Source organism: Mesorhizobium sp. CNPSo 4684, from assembly GCF_057784315.1.
On sequence record NZ_JBWLUX010000009.1, the window covers coordinates 30,486 to 46,321 of the forward strand.

The following is a 15,836-nucleotide window of genomic DNA, read 5'->3' on the forward strand; positions in this document are numbered from 1 at the left end:
CGGTAACCGCGCCCTTTTGCCTGTCGTAAGGCCTGCTTCAGACCGTCAGCACCACCTTGCCGATGGGCCTGGTGGCGAGAAGGGCGTGCGCCGCGCCCGCCTGTTCGAGCGGAAAGCTCTTTGCCACATGAACGGCAAGCTTTCCCGCATCGACCAGTTTGCCAAGCTCAACCAGGCCTTCGCGGTCAGGCACCACAGACATGCGCTCGACGCGGATGTTTCGCGCCGCAGCCTTGGCCCGGGTGGTGTCGTGGACGTTGAGCAGCGACACCAGGACGCCGCCATCCTTCAGGACCGTCAGCGATTGGTCGGCATGGTCGCTGCCCATCGGGTCCAGAACCAAATCGATGTCACGGACCTCAGCGGTGAAATCGCCCTTGGTGTAGTCGACGACCTCGTCGGCACCGAGCGAGCGGACGAAATCGAGTTTCTTCGGGCTGGCGGTGGCGATGACGTAGGCGCCGCGCGCCTTGGCAATCTGCACTGCCAGATGTCCGACGCCACCGGCCGCGGCATGGATCAACACCCGCTGGCCGGGCTTCAGGCCACCATGGCGGACAATGCCCTGCCAGGCGGTCAGGCCGGCCAGCGGCAGCGCGCCGGCGTGATTGTGATCGATGGTTCGCGGCTTTGGCGCTATTTCATCGGCCGGGGTGACAGCGAGTTCCGCATAGGCCGCGGCCTGTTTGGGGAAACGCGGCATGCCGAACACAGCGTCACCGACCTTGAGGCCACCGTTGACGCCCAGGCCCAGCGCCTCGACGGTGCCTGAAATATCCCAGCCGAGGGTGAAGGGCGGTTCGCCCAGCAATGGATAATAGCCGGCGCGCACCGAGCCATCGACCGGATTGATGCCGGCTGCGTGCACGCGGACCAACACTTCGCCTGATTTGGGCGAGGGGGAGGGACGATCGGCGATGACGAGGACGTCGGGCCCGCCGACGGAATTCTGGACAACGGCACGCATGGGATATCTTTCCTGCTTGGGTTCATATGCCGCTATCATTTGGATAGTAATATTCTCTTGTCTAGTATGTACCTTTTCTATATATAGGTACCCCATGGATAGTGACAATGATTGCGGCAGCGGCTATGATGCCTTCCAGCGGACGTGCCCTTCGCACGCCGTGCTCGAAATGCTGGCCAGCAAATGGGTCTATCTGGTGGTTTGCGCATTGCGCCGCGGCCGGATGCGCAATGGCGAACTGGCCCGCAGGCTGGAGGGCATCACGCCCAAAATGCTGACGCAGACGCTGCGCATTCTCGAGCGCGATGGGCTGGTGCGGCGCGAAATCTTTCCGGTCATCCCGCCGCGGGTCGAATATGAATTGACGGAACTTGGCCAGAACCTGGCGGGGCTGCTCACCCAGATACGGTCCTGGTCGGAAGAGCATGTGCCCGACATCAAGCAAGCCCGGGCTAGGGCAGAGGCGAACCAGAAAGCGGAGTTGCAGGCACAGGCCTGAAGCTGCGGCCGCCTTGCGGCCAGATCAGCAGCGCTGGAACTTTGGTCCAGCCACACTCAAGCAAGGTGCGACGTCAGGCGCCGCTGGTGGATCAGCCACCGTCTTCAGCCGATCATGGCGCTGCGGCTGCCGAGTTCAGCATCGCGGATCTTGGTGTCGCGCGATTCCAGCATCTCGGCCTTGGAAAGCTCCGCTTCAGCTTCGCCGAGTAATGATTCGGCAGCGCTTCGCTGCTGGGCGAGGTCGCTTTGCGAGTTTCTGAGGTTGTCGCGGCGCAGACGCGCCGCTTTGGCGAAGGTTGGATAGGCGAAATGACTGATATCGGTGATGCCCGCCTTCTTTTCTTCGGCGGTGATCTGAAGCTCCAGTTCAACAGCCATGCGCTCGAACTCGGCGATCATCGTGTCGAGCTGCAGCAGCTGCCGCCGCTTCTCATTCACCTGAAACTGCTTCAGCCGAACGAGGTTTTCACGTGACTTCATGATTCGGTACTCCCGCAAACGCACACCTGCACATATCGTCCAATCCGCTCGCCAGGGCCTGGCGACACCCGTATCCACCGGCATTCCCCGAACTATGGGAAACAAATTCCTAAAGTTTTTTGCCGGCGGTAACCATTCGTTTACGGGCATTGTTAATCATACGGGCGAGGACTTAAGGCCGGGTAAAAATTCCGGCTCCCGATACGGAAGCCGGCCAGCGAGTCCCTTGAGTCACTTAGTCCAACTTATTAATGTGTTGCATTAGCGATTTGGTTCTGTGATTCATCATTAGATTCAAGAGGGTGTAGAAAGCGGTTAAAAAATCTGGTACCGTTCTGGGTGCGGAATTAGGTTTTGTTAACCATTCGATGGCAGCCTTCTGTTCAGGCAATCACTGCTCCGGTCCCGGATGGGTCGTGACTGGTCCGGCGGCAGAAAAGGGGAATGAAATGCGCGTTCTGCTGATAGAAGACGACAGTGCAACCGCTCAGAGCATCGAGCTGATGCTCAAATCCGAGAGTTTTAATGTTTATACGACCGACCTCGGCGAAGAAGGCGTCGATCTCGGAAAACTTTATGATTACGATATCATTCTTCTCGATCTCAACCTTCCCGACATGTCAGGCTACGAAGTCTTGCGGACACTTCGCCTCTCCAAGGTGAAGACGCCAATCCTGATCCTGTCCGGCATGGCCGGCATCGAGGACAAGGTGCGCGGCCTCGGCTTCGGCGCGGACGACTATATGACCAAGCCGTTCCACAAGGACGAGCTGGTCGCCCGCATTCACGCCATCGTGCGCCGCTCCAAGGGCCATGCCCAGTCGGTCATCACCACCGGCGACCTGGTGGTCAATCTCGATGCCAAGACCGTCGAAGTCGGTGGCCAGCGCGTGCATCTGACCGGCAAGGAATACCAGATGCTGGAGCTGCTCTCGCTGCGCAAGGGCACCACGCTGACCAAGGAAATGTTCCTCAACCACCTCTATGGCGGTATGGACGAACCGGAACTGAAGATCATCGACGTCTTCATCTGCAAGCTGCGCAAGAAGCTCGACGCTGCGTCCGGTGGCCAGAACTACATCGAAACGGTCTGGGGCCGTGGCTATGTGCTGCGCGAGCCGGAAGACATCCGCGTCAGCGCCTGACCGAATCATCTGATTGAATTCAATGCAAAAAACCCGGCTCAGGCCGGGTTTTTTGCTGTCCCTTCCGTTCGAGCACGAGCCGAATCAGGCGGCGATCTTCAGGGTACGAAAGCGTTCGAGCAGTTGCGGCCGGTTGAACGGCTTCAAGAGATAGCCCTGGGCGCCGGCGCGCTTTGCCTTCATGATCGAAGCGACATCGACTTCGACCAACGAAATCAGGATCTGCGGCTTGATCGCGCTTTCCATGGCGCGGACCCGGCGGATGACATCGACCGCCTGCATGTCCGGCAATGCGCCGTCGACGACAATCACATCGGGCATCTCGGCGGCGCACATCTCGACCGCGTCGTGTCCGGTGGCCGCTTCGATCACCACCATGTCGGAGCCGCCAAGAATCCGTTTTGCGACCTTCCTGATCACACTCGAATCGTCAACAAACATGCAGCGCTTCATTTCCGGGTCCTCTTTGCCTTGGGGCGAACCGGCGGCATCCGGGGTATCGGGATGCACCTTAGGCCGATCTGGTAAAGAAGCCGAAAAGCCGTTAGGTAAATTTTTTTGCAAAAATGTCGTTTGCGCGCCGTGTCAGCGGACGCGTCGCCGACGAAGAAACTTGGTTGTTCTGAATTTCGGCCAAGCCCGCAAATATCAGCGGGAAAAGATACTTGACTTGTTCTTGGCTGTCGGCCGAGCCGGAAACGACTTCGGCTCGTCAGACCGCGGACAGCACGATCTCGTCGGCGGTCGCGTGGATCGAGATCGTCATGTTGGCCTCACGCGCAAGAAGCAGCGTGTAATAAGGCTGGACCGAATGGGCGTCGATCGGCTCCTCGGGCTTGTTGCCGGAATGGAGTTCGAGGAATTTTGGCGGCACGCGCAGCATCGGGCCGCTTGCCGCAAGCGCAAAGCGCGGCTCGGTGTCGAGGTTTTCCAGTGTAACCACCAGCTTGCCGCCGCGCGGGATGGCGGCGTTGGCGACGAGCAGCAAATTGAGCAGCAGCTTGACCTTGTTCTTGGGCAGCAGGGCGCGAACGCCGTTCCAGACCAGTTCCGGCTTCTCGTTCTTCAGGAACGCGATGGCGACGGACTCGGCATCGCCGGTGTCGATCATCATGCCGGCCGAACCTGCGGCGCCGAAGGCGATGCGGGCGAACTGCAGGCGTGCCGAAGCGTTTTTGGCGCTCTGGCGAATCAGCTTCATGGCGTCTTCGTCGGCGCCGCCCTCGTCGAGGAGTTCAAGGCCATTGTTGATGGCCCCAACCGGCGAAATGATGTCGTGGCAGACGCGGCTGCACAACAAGGCTGCGAGATCGGGTGCGGAGAGAGAGAAAAGCTCGGCCATCGGCGAAAATCCCTGCAAAAAATTCATATCCTGGTGGCCACGCGAGCGACCGCCGCGCCTCACCCACCCGAATCACGCTCTTTCCCCAGCGCTTCTGAATACACAGCGCCCGAGCGTGCAGCAACAAATCCACAATTCTCGTCAGCAAAAATGGCGTGTTTGCACAGGATGGGAGCCCGCACAGACGGTCAGACAGCCTTCGAACCGCCATGTTCATGTGGAAGGTTAATGGTTGAAAAAGGATTACGGCATAGTTTGCCCGTAACAGTCATCCTTAACGGCCGCCTAAAGAGCCGGACGGGGTGCGAGGCGTCGGCGAAAGTGCTCCCTGACGGAGATTGGAAGCATGGTTTCCCGATTCTACGACCGGACCTTTGTCCGTGTCTTCTTCATGGCGATTGCCCTCATGGGCGCGCTCGCCTTCTCAACCTCTGCGTCGCGGGCGCAGGAATACACCGCTCAGGAGATCGTCGATTCCGGCCACAAGTTCTTCGGCGCGACGTCGGGCGGTCTCGCCACCGTCGTCGAGAAGATTTTTGCCTCCTACGGCCTGCCCAATGGCTATCTGCTCGGCGAAGAGGGTTCTGGCGCGGTGATCGGGGGCCTGACCTACGGCGAAGGCACGCTCTACACCAAGAATGCCGGCGACCATAAGGTGTTCTGGCAAGGTCCGTCGCTCGGCTGGGATTTCGGCGGCGAGGGATCGCGGGTGATGATGCTCGTCTACAATCTCGACGACGTCAGCAATCTCTACAACCGGTTCGGCGGCGTCGCCGGCTCCGCCTATGTCGTGGCCGGCGTCGGCTTCAACGTGCTGCAGAACAACAGGGTGCTGCTGGTGCCGATCCGCACCGGCGTCGGCGCCCGGCTTGGCGTCAATCTCGGCTATCTGAAGCTGACGCAGAGGCCGACCTGGAATCCCTTCTGAGCGATTCCGACCACAGGTCGGCCCGATCAACAGGTTCTGACCCGATCAAGCTGCGGCATACTCTTGCCGCAGCGCTGGATTTGCGTCATGCGAACATGGCAAAGTCCAGACTTGGCGGTTGTCGGCTAGCGGCCCGCCTGTAACGGGTAGTCACCTTGGTTCAATCGATCCTGTTCTTCGCCCTCGGCTTTCTGTGCGCCGGCTTTCTGGCGCTGCTGGTTGCGCCGGCCATCTGGCGGAGGGCGGTCGCGCTGACGCGCAGGCGTGTCGAGGCGTCGGTGCCGCGAACGCTGGCCGAGATCCAGGCCGACAAGGACAGCTTGCGGGCCGAGTTCGCCATGACGACGCGCCGGCTCGAAATCAGCGTCAAGACGCTGCGTGAGCAGGCCAATGAGCAACTCGTCGAAATCAGCCGCGGGCGCGAGGCGCTGAAAGGCCTGGCGGTCGAGCGCAAGGACAAGAAGCAGGCGCTTACCGAGCTCGGAGAAAAAAACGAATTGCTCCTGCATCGCGAGCAGCAGATACAGCAGCTGACGGACAAGCTGGTGCAGGCCGAACGCATGATGGAGAAGCGCGCGCTTGAGCTCGAAAAGCTCGAGCACATGTATGACGACGCCTCCTTCTCCTCTAGCAATCGTCAGATCGAACTGGTGGCGCGGGAATCGGAGCTGGAAAAGTTTGCCAACGACATTTCGGTGCTGCGCGGCCAGCGCAAGGAAGCCGAGAAGCGCCATCAGGAAGTCGTCGCCGAGAGCAAGGCAACGCGCGATTCTCTGAAAGCCGAGAAGAAGAGAACCGCCGATCTCGAGAAGAAGCTCGAGCGCCTGCTCGCCACGCTTGCCGATCGCGAGGACAAGCTCGATCGCCGCGAAAGGGAACTGGTGCGGCTTCGCGAACGGTTGAAGGGCGAGGCTGCGGGAGGCGCCGTGGCTGCTGGCCTTGTTGGCGCGCAGGACAATGCCCCCGCTGGTAACAACGACGTCGACACGGTGCTAGCCAAGCTCGAAGGCGATCGCGAGCGGCTGGAAGCCAGGCTGACGACGCTGGCCCGTGAGAACAAGCGGCTGAAGACGGAGCTTGGTGGTTCCGAGACCACGAGAAATGGCGACGACGGGCCCAGCGCCGGTGATGCGTTGCGCGAACAGATGAACACGCTCGCGGCAGAGGTCGTCAGCCTGACCGCCAAGCTTGAAGGACCCGATTCGCCGATCACCAAGGCGTTGGCTGCGCCGCAAGAAGCGCGATCGGGAACCATCAGCCTCGCCGATCGCGTGCGGGCGCTGCAAAAGGCAGATTCGGCGGGCTGAGCTTCAGGCCGCTGGCTTTCAAAAATCCTGGGCGGCTACCGAATTGGCAGTGAAAAATGATGCAACGCGATGGCTGAGGCTGCAGCGACATTCAGGCTGTCGAACCCTTCAGACATCGCAATCCTCACCGTCCGCAGCCGGTCAAGCAGCCTCTCGGGCAGGCCTTCGCCTTCGGTGCCGAGATAGAGCGCCAGTCGTTTCGGTCTCGCGGCATTGCGAATGTCAGCCTCACCGCGCGGCGATAGAGCGACCTGGCCGAAGCCCAACTCGTCGAGCTTCGCGATGAAAGCTTCAGTGTGGCTGAAGGAGGCGAAGGGAACTTTCAGCGCTGCGCCGACGGAGACGCGGATCGCCTTGCGATACAGCGGATCGCAACAGGTGGCGTCGATAAATACGGCATCGGCGCCGAAGGCGGCAGCGTTGCGGAAGATCGATCCCATATTGTCATGGTTGGCGATGCCGATGAGCACGACGATCAGCGCGTCGGCAGGCAAGGTGTCGAGCAGGGCCTCTGCGGGCTGCGGGGTGCCCTTGCTGCCGATCGCCAATATGCCGCGATGCATGTTGAAGCCGGCGATCCTGTCCATGATGTCGCTTGTCGCCACGTAAACCGGCAGGTCGGCAGGGGCCTTGCGCAGGATGTCGTCGAGCCCGGCCAGCCGGTTTTCCAGAACCAGGATCGACTCGGCGGCGAAGCGTCCGGCTGACAGCAGGACGTCCAGCACCACCTTGCCTTCAGCGACGAACCGGCCATGGCGGCCGGTGAGATCGCGTTCGCGGATGTCGAGATAGGCGGCGACCCGCGGATCGCGCGCGTCGTCGATCTGGATCGGACCCATCAATACCTCGGCCGGCGAAAAATCGTCAGCGAGGTAAGGAGCGATCGGAGCCGCAGGTCAAGTCCCGGCGCGGCGCAGACGCGTTGCCATCTGGGACAAGTCGCCGATCCCGAAAATGCCGTCCAGCATGCGCAACAGCTCGCGCACGGCGTCCGACTTGCAGGAATAGTAGATCATCTGCCGGTCGCGGCGGGTCTCGACAAGATCGAGCGCCCTGAGCTTGGCCAGATGTTGCGACAAAGCGGACTGACTGAGCATCACCTTTTCGGCGATGGCGCCGACCGACATCTCACCGTCGGCCAGATAGCTCATGATCAAAAGCCGCTTTTCGTTGCCCATAAGGGTCAGAAATGTCGCCGCCGATTCGGCATTGGCGATTAATTTGGTAGAGACCATGCCCCATGTTTCCCTGCTCATCCGAACGCTATGGGGGCAAATAGCGTTGGGTGCTATAATTCAGCTGTGGATCACGCTGCTGATTCAGCGTCGTATGAATCGTAGATCATTTCGCCCAAATCTCAAGACATGCTTTTGATTCATGACGATTATCCTTGCGTAGCCGGCATACGTCCGGTCTTGGCCATGTCGACAAGAACTGCTCGCAGGTCGCGCGCGGTCTTCAATGGTTGCGGAAAATAGACCCTGCAAACGGCGTCGCCCGATGCCAGATCCATGCCCTCGGCATCGAAGCCGGTCATGGTCCAGCCATCACCTTCGGCCTTGGCAAAATGATGCGCATAGACAGCGATTGCGTCGAGATGGTCGGCATTCATGTGATCGAGGGCGGACTGTTCGCTGGCGGCCAGCTCCTCGACGATCGGCCCATCGGTGATGAGATCGGCACGGCCCAGCAGATAGGCCTTGCCGAAACCGGCATTCAGGCTGGCGCGCTCCGGCTCGAGCCGGAAGATCGAGAAATCGCCGAGCCCGGAATAGAGCTTAGCCCTGGGATTGTGATTGAGATAGCGCCGCTCGGCGCGGGCATGCGCGCTCGATCCGCGCTCAAGCGGCTGGGCCTGGCAAACCAGTGTTATCCTTGGGTGTGCCAGCGGATCGCCCTTGCCGGGCTCACCGACAAGCAGCGAGCAACGCGGCTCGGCAAGCATCGCCCCGGTGTGGGCGGAGAGCGCCGAGACAAGGATCAGCGGCGTGCCATCGGTGTCGGTGGCGACACCGACCCTGGAGGCCAGCGGCGAACCGGTCGAGGGCTCGATGACCGCCAGGGCGCCGAAGCGGGCGCTGCGGATCAAGGTTGTTGCCAGCCTGACCGCCTCGGCGTCCGTCGCGCGAATGACGTCCTTCTTCGGCTCGTTCAAAATGCTCACCGGGTTAAGTTGATTTTCTTCATCCAGTTATTGGCCAATCAGACCGGATTTGACAAGCGCTGTGATCTCATCTGCCGAAAAGCCGAAGCGCGCCAGCACATTTTGCGGCCGCTGGTCGTCATCATCCGGCATGGCGGCAAGCGTCGGCTGCGAGGCGGAAAAGCGCGGCGCAGGTGCCGGGCGTTCGAACCTGCCCGTCTTCACAAATGCGTGACGAGCACGATTGTGCGGATGGTTCCTGGCCTCCGCAAGCGACAAAACCGGCGCGACGCAAGCGTCGGTGCCCTCAAACAGACCGGCCCAGTCGTCGCGCGTCTTCAGCCGGAACCGGTCGGCGAAGGTGGCGCGCATGTCCGGCCACAACGCCTTGTCGTACTGGCCGCGGACAAAATGCTCGCCCAGCGGCAGCAACCTGGCGAATTCGGCGAAGAAGCGCGGCTCAAGGCAGCCGACCGCGACGTGGCGTCCGTCCGCCGTTTCATAAGTATCGTAAAAGGGGGCGCCGGAATCGAGCAGGTTGGCGCCGCGCCTGTCGCTCCACAGGCCTGCCGCCATGAAGGCGTGTATGGGCGCCGTCAGCATCGAAGCGCCCTCGACCATTGCCGCGTCGACCACCTGGCCCTTGCCGGAGCGCGAACGCTCAAACAGCGCTGCTAGCACGCCGGCGATCAGCATCATGGCGCCGCCGCCATTGTCGGCGATCAGATTCAGCGGCGGTACCGGCCGGCTTTCCTCCCGGCCGATGGCATGCAGCACACCGGAATAGGCGAGGTAGGTGATATCGTGGCCAGCGCGGCCTGCGAGCGGCCCGTCCTGGCCGAAGCCGGTCACGCGGCCGTAGATCAGCGCCTTGTTGCGCGCCAATGCAGCATCCGGGCCGAGACCGAGCCGCTCCATGACGCCGGGACGAAAGCCCTCGACCAGCAGATCGGCCCGTTCGACGAGATCCAGCACCAGCTCGATGCCTTGTGATTGCTTGAGATCGACACGCAGGATGGAACGGCCGTGACGGTCGAGATTGTACTCATCGGAGAGCGGCAGCAGGGGTTGGTCCGACCCGCTGCGCTCGATGCGCAGCACCTCGGCGCCCATCTCCGACAGCATCAGCCCGGCCAGCGGCACCGGGCCGAGCCCGGCCATCTCGATGACTTTCAGGCCGGCCAGGGGGCCGGTCTTCACTGCGGCTGCGCCGGCCGCCATGGCCGTCTATTTCGGCGCCATACGGATCGCCCCGTCGAGGCGGATGGTCTCGCCGTTGAGCATCTGGTTTTCGACGATATGCAGGGCGAGCGCCGCATATTCGGACGGTTCGCCGAGGCGAGACGGGAACGGCACGGCCGCACCAAGCGAATCCTGCACCTCCTGCGGCATGCCGGCCATCATCGGCGTCTTGAAGATGCCGGGCGCGATGGTGCAGACGCGAATGCCGAAGCGGGCGAGATCGCGGGCGACCGGCAGCGTCATGCCGACGACGCCGCCCTTGGAGGCGGCGTAGGCGGCCTGGCCGATCTGGCCGTCATAGGCGGCGACCGACGCCGTGTTGACGATGACGCCGCGCTCGCCGCCCTGCAACGGCTCGAGCTTGGCGGCGCGATCCGCGACGAGGCGGATCATGTTGAAGGTGCCGATCAAGTTGATCTCGATCACCTTGCGATATTGGTCGAGCGGGTGCGGACCATCCTTGCCGATGGTCTTCACGCCGATGGCAATGCCGGCGCAGTTCACCAGGATGCGCGCCGGCCCAAGCCTTTTTTCCACTTCGGCGACCGCGGCCGCACCGCTGTCGGCGCTGCTGACGTCACACTGGATGGCGGTGCCGCCAATGTCGCCCGCCACTTTCGCCGCCCGGTCGATGCCGATATCGAAAATCGCGACGCGGGCGCCCTTGTCGGCCAGCGCGCGGGCGGTTGCCTCGCCGAGTCCGGAGCCGCCACCGGTTACGATCGCAATCTGGCCGTTCGGGTTCATGCCGCGTCCTCCCTGCTTTTCCGGATCATGCTACGAAGGTCGCTGGCATGGTGCAACCTGACCGGTCCATCGAGACGTCTCGATCGGCCGGGCAATCAGGCCATCGCCGGCGCGGGCTCGGCAATCCTGGCGACGCTGGCATGGCAGACTTCGCCGGAAAGACGCGCCACGGCGCCAGGCACGATCTCGTGCGACAGCAGCCGGTCGAGGTCGACCGGGCGTGGCATGGAGATCTGGCCGCGCGGGATCTTCCTGAAGCCGAGCGGGCCGTAATAGGGCTCGTCGCCGACAAGGATCACCGCCGGCGCGCCAGCCTTGGCAGCCGCTTCCAGCGCGATCGCCACCAGCCGGCGGCCGATGCCGAGATTCTTGAACGCAGGGCGCACGGCAAGCGGCCCGAGCATCAGCGCGCGGCCGGCGCCGGCGGCAATGCGGGTCATGCGCACCGAAGCAACGACGATGTCACCGTCCACGGCGACGAAGGACAGCGAGCGCTCGTGGCCGCCGGCCTCGCGGATCTTGTAGGCGGCCAGCACGAAGCGGCCGGGGCCGAAGGCTTCGTCGTTGATGGCTTCGATTTCGGGGTCATGCGCCGGAGTTTCCGGCAGGTATTTCACGTCGGCAAGGCTCATGGTCTTCGCGGTCCGATATACGAGGAAGGTTGCTGCAAGCGGCAGCGTTCGCCAGTCAGCGCTTTCTAAGCGCGGGCGCCCTTTCGTCGTCGGTCAAACCGTATCGAGGCAAAGTCGAACATGCGGAGTGTCCGCTAGCATCATTTTTCGGCCGCTGCAATCGGTCGCTTTTATCAGGCATTTCGGACGAGTGACGCTCTGTTCAGCAGATGACGACTTCGACATTGCCGCTTTGCGCCTACATTGGCCAAGGCAGGCAAGGAGATTTCGCATGGGTTTGCTGGTCGAAGGCAGATGGCAGGACCACCCGGTCAAGGTCGATAGCGGCGGTAGGTTCATCCGCGCCGAGGCCCAGTGGCGTGACTGGATCACGCGTGATGGCTCGCCGGCTAAAGGCCGTACGCGCGGCTTCAAGGCCGAACCGGGCCGTTACCATCTTTACGTCTCGCTCGCCTGTCCGTGGGCGCACCGCACGCTGATTTTTCGCGCGCTGAAGAAGCTCGAAGGGATCATCTCGGTTTCGGTCGTGCATCATTTCCTCGGTGCCCACGGCTGGACTTTTCTGGCCGAGGAGGGGGCCACCGGCGACACGGTTTACGGCCTCGATTTCCTGCATCAGATCTACACCAAAGCCGATCCCGCCTATTCGGGCCGGGCGTCGGTGCCGGTGCTGTGGGACAAAAAGGAACAGACCATCGTCTCCAACGAATCCGCCGAGATCATCCGCATGCTCAATTCCGCCTTCGACGCATGGGGCGATGCCAGCGTCGATTTCTATCCGCCGGCGCTGCGCGGCGAGATCGACAAGGTCAATGCGCTGGTTTATCCGGCCATCAACAACGGCGTCTACCGGGCCGGCTTTGCCACCACGCAAGCAGCCTATGAAGAAGCCTTTGCAGAGTTGTTCTCGGCACTCGACACGCTGGAGGAGAGGCTGTCAAAACAGCGCTATCTCACCGGCGAGCGCATCACCGAGGCGGATTGGCGGCTGTTCACGACGCTGGTGCGTTTCGACCCGGTCTATGTCGGCCATTTCAAATGCAATCTGCGCCGCATCGCCGACTATCCGAACCTGTCGAACTATCTGCGCGATCTCTACCAGGTGCCCGGCGTCGCCGGCACGGTGAACCTGCACCACATCAAGACGCATTATTACGGCAGCCACGAGAGCATCAACCCGACGCGCATCGTGCCGGTCGGCCCGGAGCTCGACTACGCCGCGCCGCATGACCGGGCGCGGTTCAGGAAGGCGGCCTGACGCCAAATCCAATCGAGCGCATGGCGCACTACGTTGCGATTTCAGCAGCGAGAGTTATCGCAGCAGCTAATGCTGTGGGAGAACTCTGGCCTACCAGTGCGGCGATGCCGGGTCCCCACCAAAAACCTCAGCGATCCGCCGCAACGTCGCGGGCGTCGTGCCCTCGGGCAGATGATCAAGCGGGAAGAAGCCGGCTTCGGCGATCTCGTGGTCCGGCAGTTTCGGCGCCGTCTGGCTGAAGCTCTCGATCAGGTAGAAGGCGACATGGTCGCGGCGGCTGGAGCGGCAGTTGAAATGCATTGATTTCAGCACCGGCGGGGCGGTGAGCGCGATGTTGCCTTCCTCGGCCAATTCCCGCGTCAGCGCTTCGCCAAGCGTTTCACCCAGTTCGACGCCACCGCCCGGCAATTGCCAGCCGGGAACGTAAGTGTGGCGGATGAGGAAGACTGAGTTCGACGCGCGATCGTGGATCAGGCCGCGCACACCAAGCGTCATTGGCCGCCGCAGCAGGAAATAGAGATGGAACAACCTTGCCCTGAAGCCGGCCCAACTGGTCTGGCGAAACGCCTGCTCCGGATCCGATATCGCCATCGCTAGCGAAACCGTAAGCAGACAGGAAACAGTGAGTGGAAAGCGGTGGGCGCGTCGCCTATGAAGGAAGGATGTTCAGGCTCGCGCATATTTCCGATGTCCATCTGGGGCCACTTCCCGGTGTAACCTATCGCGAACTCGCGTCCAAGCGCGTGGTCGGCTATGTCAACTGGCAGCGCAACCGCCGCCGCCATATGCACGATGCCGTCATCGACACCATCGTCGCCGACATGAAGGCGAGCGGTCCCGACCACCTCGCCGTCACCGGCGATCTGGTCAATCTGGCGCTGGACGGCGAGATCGAAATGGCAAAGCACTGGCTGGAGACGCTAGGCCCTCCGGAGGATGTTTCGGTGGTGCCGGGCAATCACGACGCCTATGTGCCGGGCGCCTTCGACAAGGTCTGCCGCTCCTGGGCGGCGTGGATGAGCGGCGACGGCGTCACCACACCAATCGACCGCAACACTTTTCCCTATCTGCGCGTGCGCGGCAACGTCGCGCTGATCGGCGTCTCGACGGCGCGCGCCACGGCGCCGTTCATGGCCAACGGCTTCTTCCTCGAAGGTCAGGCGCAAAGGTTGGCCTCGATGCTCGACGCCACCGCCAAACGCGGCCTGTTGCGGGTGATCATGATCCATCATCCGCCGGTGCGCGGCGCCGTCACCCAGCAAAAGCGCCTGTTTGGCATATCCCGCTTCCACAAGACCGTTCACCGGCACGGCGCCGAGCTTGTACTGCACGGTCATTCGCACCTGCCGTCGCTGTTCTTCATCGGCGGACGCGGCACCAGGATTCCGGTTGTCGGCGTCGCCGCTGCCGGGCAATCGCCCGGCGGCAAGAACCCGGCGGCACAGTACAATCTGCTCGACATCGACGGCGAAAAGGGCAACTGGCGGATCCGGCTGACGCGTCGCGGCCTGACCGGACCGGCCATACCGCCATCCGACCTCCAGGTGGTGGAACTCGGCGTGGATGCCGAGGCATCCAAACCGCTGGTCAGAAGCTGATTTTCATCGTCATCAAGCGATCCCAGAACAGCGCGGCCGCCACCGCCAGCCCCACCAGCGCGCCGGCGGCGATCAGGCCGAGGCCGGACAGGAAGGCCGACCAGCGCTTGCCGGGCGCGGTTGCTTGCAAGGGTGGTTCGGCTTCCCGCACGGTGGCGCGGTTCAGGCCGGCAACGGCCGGCTCGACGCCGCCCTCCATCATACGCTGACGCTCGACGATGCGCTCCGCCACATAGCGCGTGACCTGATCGGCAACCGGTTTCATATCGGTCGATTCGGCCAACACGACGCGGCCGATGCGGGTATCCCTGAGGAATCGGTAGGTGCGGCGGTCGCGCCCCATGGCGACATGGCTGACGGCGTCGATCCACAGCCGCGGCTGCAGGCCCGACGAGATGACGAAGTCGAAATTGTCCATGTCGGCGGGCACGTCGGCAAAGACCGGGGCGAGTTCGGCGGCAAGCAGCTCAAGCCGCATCCGGTGTGCCTCGCGCATGTCGACCACGACATCGTCGCGATCGGCAAAGGCGTTCTTCACGTCGCGAACGGCATCGGACAGTTTGCGCGACGGGGTTAAAGAGGTGAATTGCTCGTCTGAGTCCTTCATCATCCCTCGCTAATATATGGTTAATAGCGAGTTAACACAGCCATTTGCAAAATGCACTGGCGAGATGCCGGAAGACGGTGAGGTTCAGCTCGCTGCGGCGTCTAGTGTCGGACGCACACGCCTGCCGCGCCGGTCCATGTTCCGGCGCACAGCCTGGGCGACCACGCCTGGCGCCTCCTCGACCAGCATATGGCCGGCATCGAGGACGTGATGGATATGAAAATGTGTCGGCAGGCCATCAGCCTGGATAACGGGCAGCACCGGATCGTCCGTTCCCCAAACCACCATCACCGGCATGTCGAGCGCGTCCAGCTGTTCGCGGGGGATGACGCCCTGCCGCTCATCCCTGGTCATGACGGTTGCGATCTCGATCAGCTTGCGCAACTGGCCGGGGCGACGGCGTACTTCTGCCAGGACACCAACGATGCGCTCCGGCGGTGGGCTTTGCGGTCCGGACATGGCGGTAAGGCAGGTGCGGATTTCGCGTCTGTCGGCCGCCGCGGCGTAGCGACGCAACAGCGGCCCATTGATCTCCGGGCCAAAACCGCCCGGCGCCAGAAGCGTCAGCGAGGCTATTGTTTCGGGTTCGGCCAATGCCATCAGGGTGGCTACCGCACCGCCCATCGAATGACCGGCAACATGCACCCGTGCTATGCCGCGTGCGGCGAGATCCGCGAGAACTGCTCGCGCCGCTGTCCTGGCCGGACCGCTGCCGGGGAAATCGAGCGACAGTCCGTGTCCCGGAAGATCGTAGGCCAGTGTTCTGATCCCGGGCGCCAGCGTCGCGGTCACCTCGCGCCAGATTTCATGGCAACCGCCGAAGCCATGCAGCAGGACGACCGTCTTCGGCCCGGCGCCCCGCTCGGCAACATAGAGGGATGAGACCATGAAAAATGTATGATTATTGCAAGATAGGACAGGAAATTTCGAATTGGGCTG

At 62.4% G+C, this 15,836-nt stretch carries 19 protein-coding genes; 6 read left to right on the forward strand and 13 right to left on the reverse strand.

Going from position 1 to position 15,836, the window contains the following annotated elements; all coding sequences use genetic code 11:
- Positions 1 to 37: 37 nt before the first annotated feature.
- The gene (locus tag AC04SG_RS09965) at positions 38 to 967 is read right to left on the reverse strand and encodes an NADP-dependent oxidoreductase (protein WP_488550890.1); all 930 of its coding nucleotides are present in this window, start codon (positions 965 to 967) and stop codon (positions 38 to 40) included.
- Between the two features lie 94 nt (positions 968 to 1,061).
- On the opposite strand from AC04SG_RS09965, the gene AC04SG_RS09970 reads away from it, so the two are divergent.
- Complete coding sequence (locus tag AC04SG_RS09970; RefSeq protein ID WP_488550891.1) at positions 1,062 to 1,466, forward strand: winged helix-turn-helix transcriptional regulator; 405 nt, start codon at positions 1,062 to 1,064, stop codon at positions 1,464 to 1,466.
- Between the two features lie 104 nt (positions 1,467 to 1,570).
- On the opposite strand, the gene AC04SG_RS09975 is transcribed toward AC04SG_RS09970, so the two are convergent.
- The gene (locus AC04SG_RS09975) at positions 1,571 to 1,948 is read right to left on the reverse strand and encodes a flagellar export protein FliJ (protein WP_488551006.1); all 378 of its coding nucleotides are present in this window, start codon (positions 1,946 to 1,948) and stop codon (positions 1,571 to 1,573) included.
- A 449-nt stretch (positions 1,949 to 2,397) separates the two neighbouring features.
- Between AC04SG_RS09975 and ctrA the strand changes: the two genes are divergently transcribed.
- A complete protein-coding gene (gene ctrA / locus AC04SG_RS09980) occupies positions 2,398 to 3,093 on the forward strand; it encodes a response regulator transcription factor CtrA (RefSeq protein WP_006203583.1) in 696 nt (231 codons plus the stop codon).
- Between the two features lie 84 nt (positions 3,094 to 3,177).
- Here ctrA and AC04SG_RS09985 read toward each other — a convergent pair whose 3' ends face one another.
- Both AC04SG_RS09985 and chpT read right to left on the reverse strand, forming a co-directional pair.
- The gene (locus tag AC04SG_RS09985) at positions 3,178 to 3,546 is read right to left on the reverse strand and encodes a response regulator transcription factor (protein ID WP_112561197.1); all 369 of its coding nucleotides are present in this window, start codon (positions 3,544 to 3,546) and stop codon (positions 3,178 to 3,180) included.
- A gap of 259 nt (positions 3,547 to 3,805) precedes the next feature.
- Positions 3,806 to 4,435: a histidine phosphotransferase ChpT gene (gene chpT, locus AC04SG_RS09990; RefSeq protein ID WP_488550892.1), complete on the reverse strand. Its 630-nt coding sequence runs from the start codon at positions 4,433 to 4,435 to the stop codon at positions 3,806 to 3,808.
- Positions 4,436 to 4,826: 391 nt separating this feature from the next.
- Between chpT and AC04SG_RS09995 the strand changes: the two genes are divergently transcribed.
- Positions 4,827 to 5,363 carry a DUF1134 domain-containing protein gene (locus AC04SG_RS09995; RefSeq protein ID WP_235984549.1) on the forward strand — a complete coding sequence of 179 codons (537 nt, stop codon included), beginning with the start codon at positions 4,827 to 4,829 and terminating at the stop codon, positions 5,361 to 5,363.
- Between the two features lie 155 nt (positions 5,364 to 5,518).
- Entirely contained in the window at positions 5,519 to 6,670 is a 1,152-nt protein-coding gene (locus AC04SG_RS10000) for a coiled-coil domain-containing protein (RefSeq protein WP_488550893.1), read from the forward strand.
- A 35-nt stretch (positions 6,671 to 6,705) separates the two neighbouring features.
- Here the strand turns inward: AC04SG_RS10000 and AC04SG_RS10005 are convergent, their stop codons facing one another.
- The 6 genes from AC04SG_RS10005 to AC04SG_RS10030 form a co-directional block, all read right to left on the reverse strand.
- Entirely contained in the window at positions 6,706 to 7,509 is an 804-nt protein-coding gene (locus AC04SG_RS10005) for a TrmH family RNA methyltransferase (protein ID WP_488550894.1), read from the reverse strand.
- A gap of 57 nt (positions 7,510 to 7,566) precedes the next feature.
- Positions 7,567 to 7,905 (reverse strand): ArsR/SmtB family transcription factor, encoded by a 339-nt coding sequence (locus tag AC04SG_RS10010; RefSeq protein ID WP_112561151.1) that lies wholly within the window; start codon positions 7,903 to 7,905, stop codon positions 7,567 to 7,569.
- Positions 7,906 to 8,054: 149 nt separating this feature from the next.
- Positions 8,055 to 8,825 (reverse strand): HugZ family pyridoxamine 5'-phosphate oxidase, encoded by a 771-nt coding sequence (locus AC04SG_RS10015; protein WP_488551007.1) that lies wholly within the window; start codon positions 8,823 to 8,825, stop codon positions 8,055 to 8,057.
- A gap of 36 nt (positions 8,826 to 8,861) precedes the next feature.
- Positions 8,862 to 10,034 (reverse strand): CaiB/BaiF CoA transferase family protein, encoded by a 1,173-nt coding sequence (locus tag AC04SG_RS10020; protein WP_488550895.1) that lies wholly within the window; start codon positions 10,032 to 10,034, stop codon positions 8,862 to 8,864.
- Positions 10,035 to 10,040: 6 nt separating this feature from the next.
- A complete protein-coding gene (locus AC04SG_RS10025) occupies positions 10,041 to 10,802 on the reverse strand; it encodes a 3-hydroxyacyl-CoA dehydrogenase (RefSeq protein ID WP_488550896.1) in 762 nt (253 codons plus the stop codon).
- 95 nt (positions 10,803 to 10,897) lie between these two features.
- Positions 10,898 to 11,434 carry a GNAT family N-acetyltransferase gene (locus AC04SG_RS10030; RefSeq protein ID WP_112561148.1) on the reverse strand — a complete coding sequence of 179 codons (537 nt, stop codon included), beginning with the start codon at positions 11,432 to 11,434 and terminating at the stop codon, positions 10,898 to 10,900.
- Positions 11,435 to 11,705: 271 nt separating this feature from the next.
- Between AC04SG_RS10030 and AC04SG_RS10035 the strand changes: the two genes are divergently transcribed.
- Positions 11,706 to 12,692 (forward strand): glutathione S-transferase family protein, encoded by a 987-nt coding sequence (locus tag AC04SG_RS10035; RefSeq protein WP_488550897.1) that lies wholly within the window; start codon positions 11,706 to 11,708, stop codon positions 12,690 to 12,692.
- Between the two features lie 90 nt (positions 12,693 to 12,782).
- Here AC04SG_RS10035 and AC04SG_RS10040 read toward each other — a convergent pair whose 3' ends face one another.
- Entirely contained in the window at positions 12,783 to 13,283 is a 501-nt protein-coding gene (locus AC04SG_RS10040; protein ID WP_488550898.1) for an NUDIX domain-containing protein, read from the reverse strand.
- Positions 13,284 to 13,354: 71 nt separating this feature from the next.
- Between AC04SG_RS10040 and AC04SG_RS10045 the strand changes: the two genes are divergently transcribed.
- Positions 13,355 to 14,290 (forward strand): metallophosphoesterase family protein, encoded by a 936-nt coding sequence (locus AC04SG_RS10045; RefSeq protein WP_112561193.1) that lies wholly within the window; start codon positions 13,355 to 13,357, stop codon positions 14,288 to 14,290.
- Here AC04SG_RS10045 and AC04SG_RS10050 read toward each other — a convergent pair.
- Both AC04SG_RS10050 and AC04SG_RS10055 read right to left on the reverse strand, forming a co-directional pair.
- Positions 14,280 to 14,897 carry a hypothetical protein gene (locus AC04SG_RS10050; protein ID WP_488550899.1) on the reverse strand — a complete coding sequence of 206 codons (618 nt, stop codon included), beginning with the start codon at positions 14,895 to 14,897 and terminating at the stop codon, positions 14,280 to 14,282. The two genes, AC04SG_RS10045 and AC04SG_RS10050, sit on opposite strands and share 11 nt — an antisense overlap.
- Before the next feature lie 84 nt (positions 14,898 to 14,981).
- Positions 14,982 to 15,785 (reverse strand): alpha/beta fold hydrolase, encoded by an 804-nt coding sequence (locus tag AC04SG_RS10055; RefSeq protein WP_488550900.1) that lies wholly within the window; start codon positions 15,783 to 15,785, stop codon positions 14,982 to 14,984.
- Positions 15,786 to 15,836 lie beyond the last annotated feature (51 nt).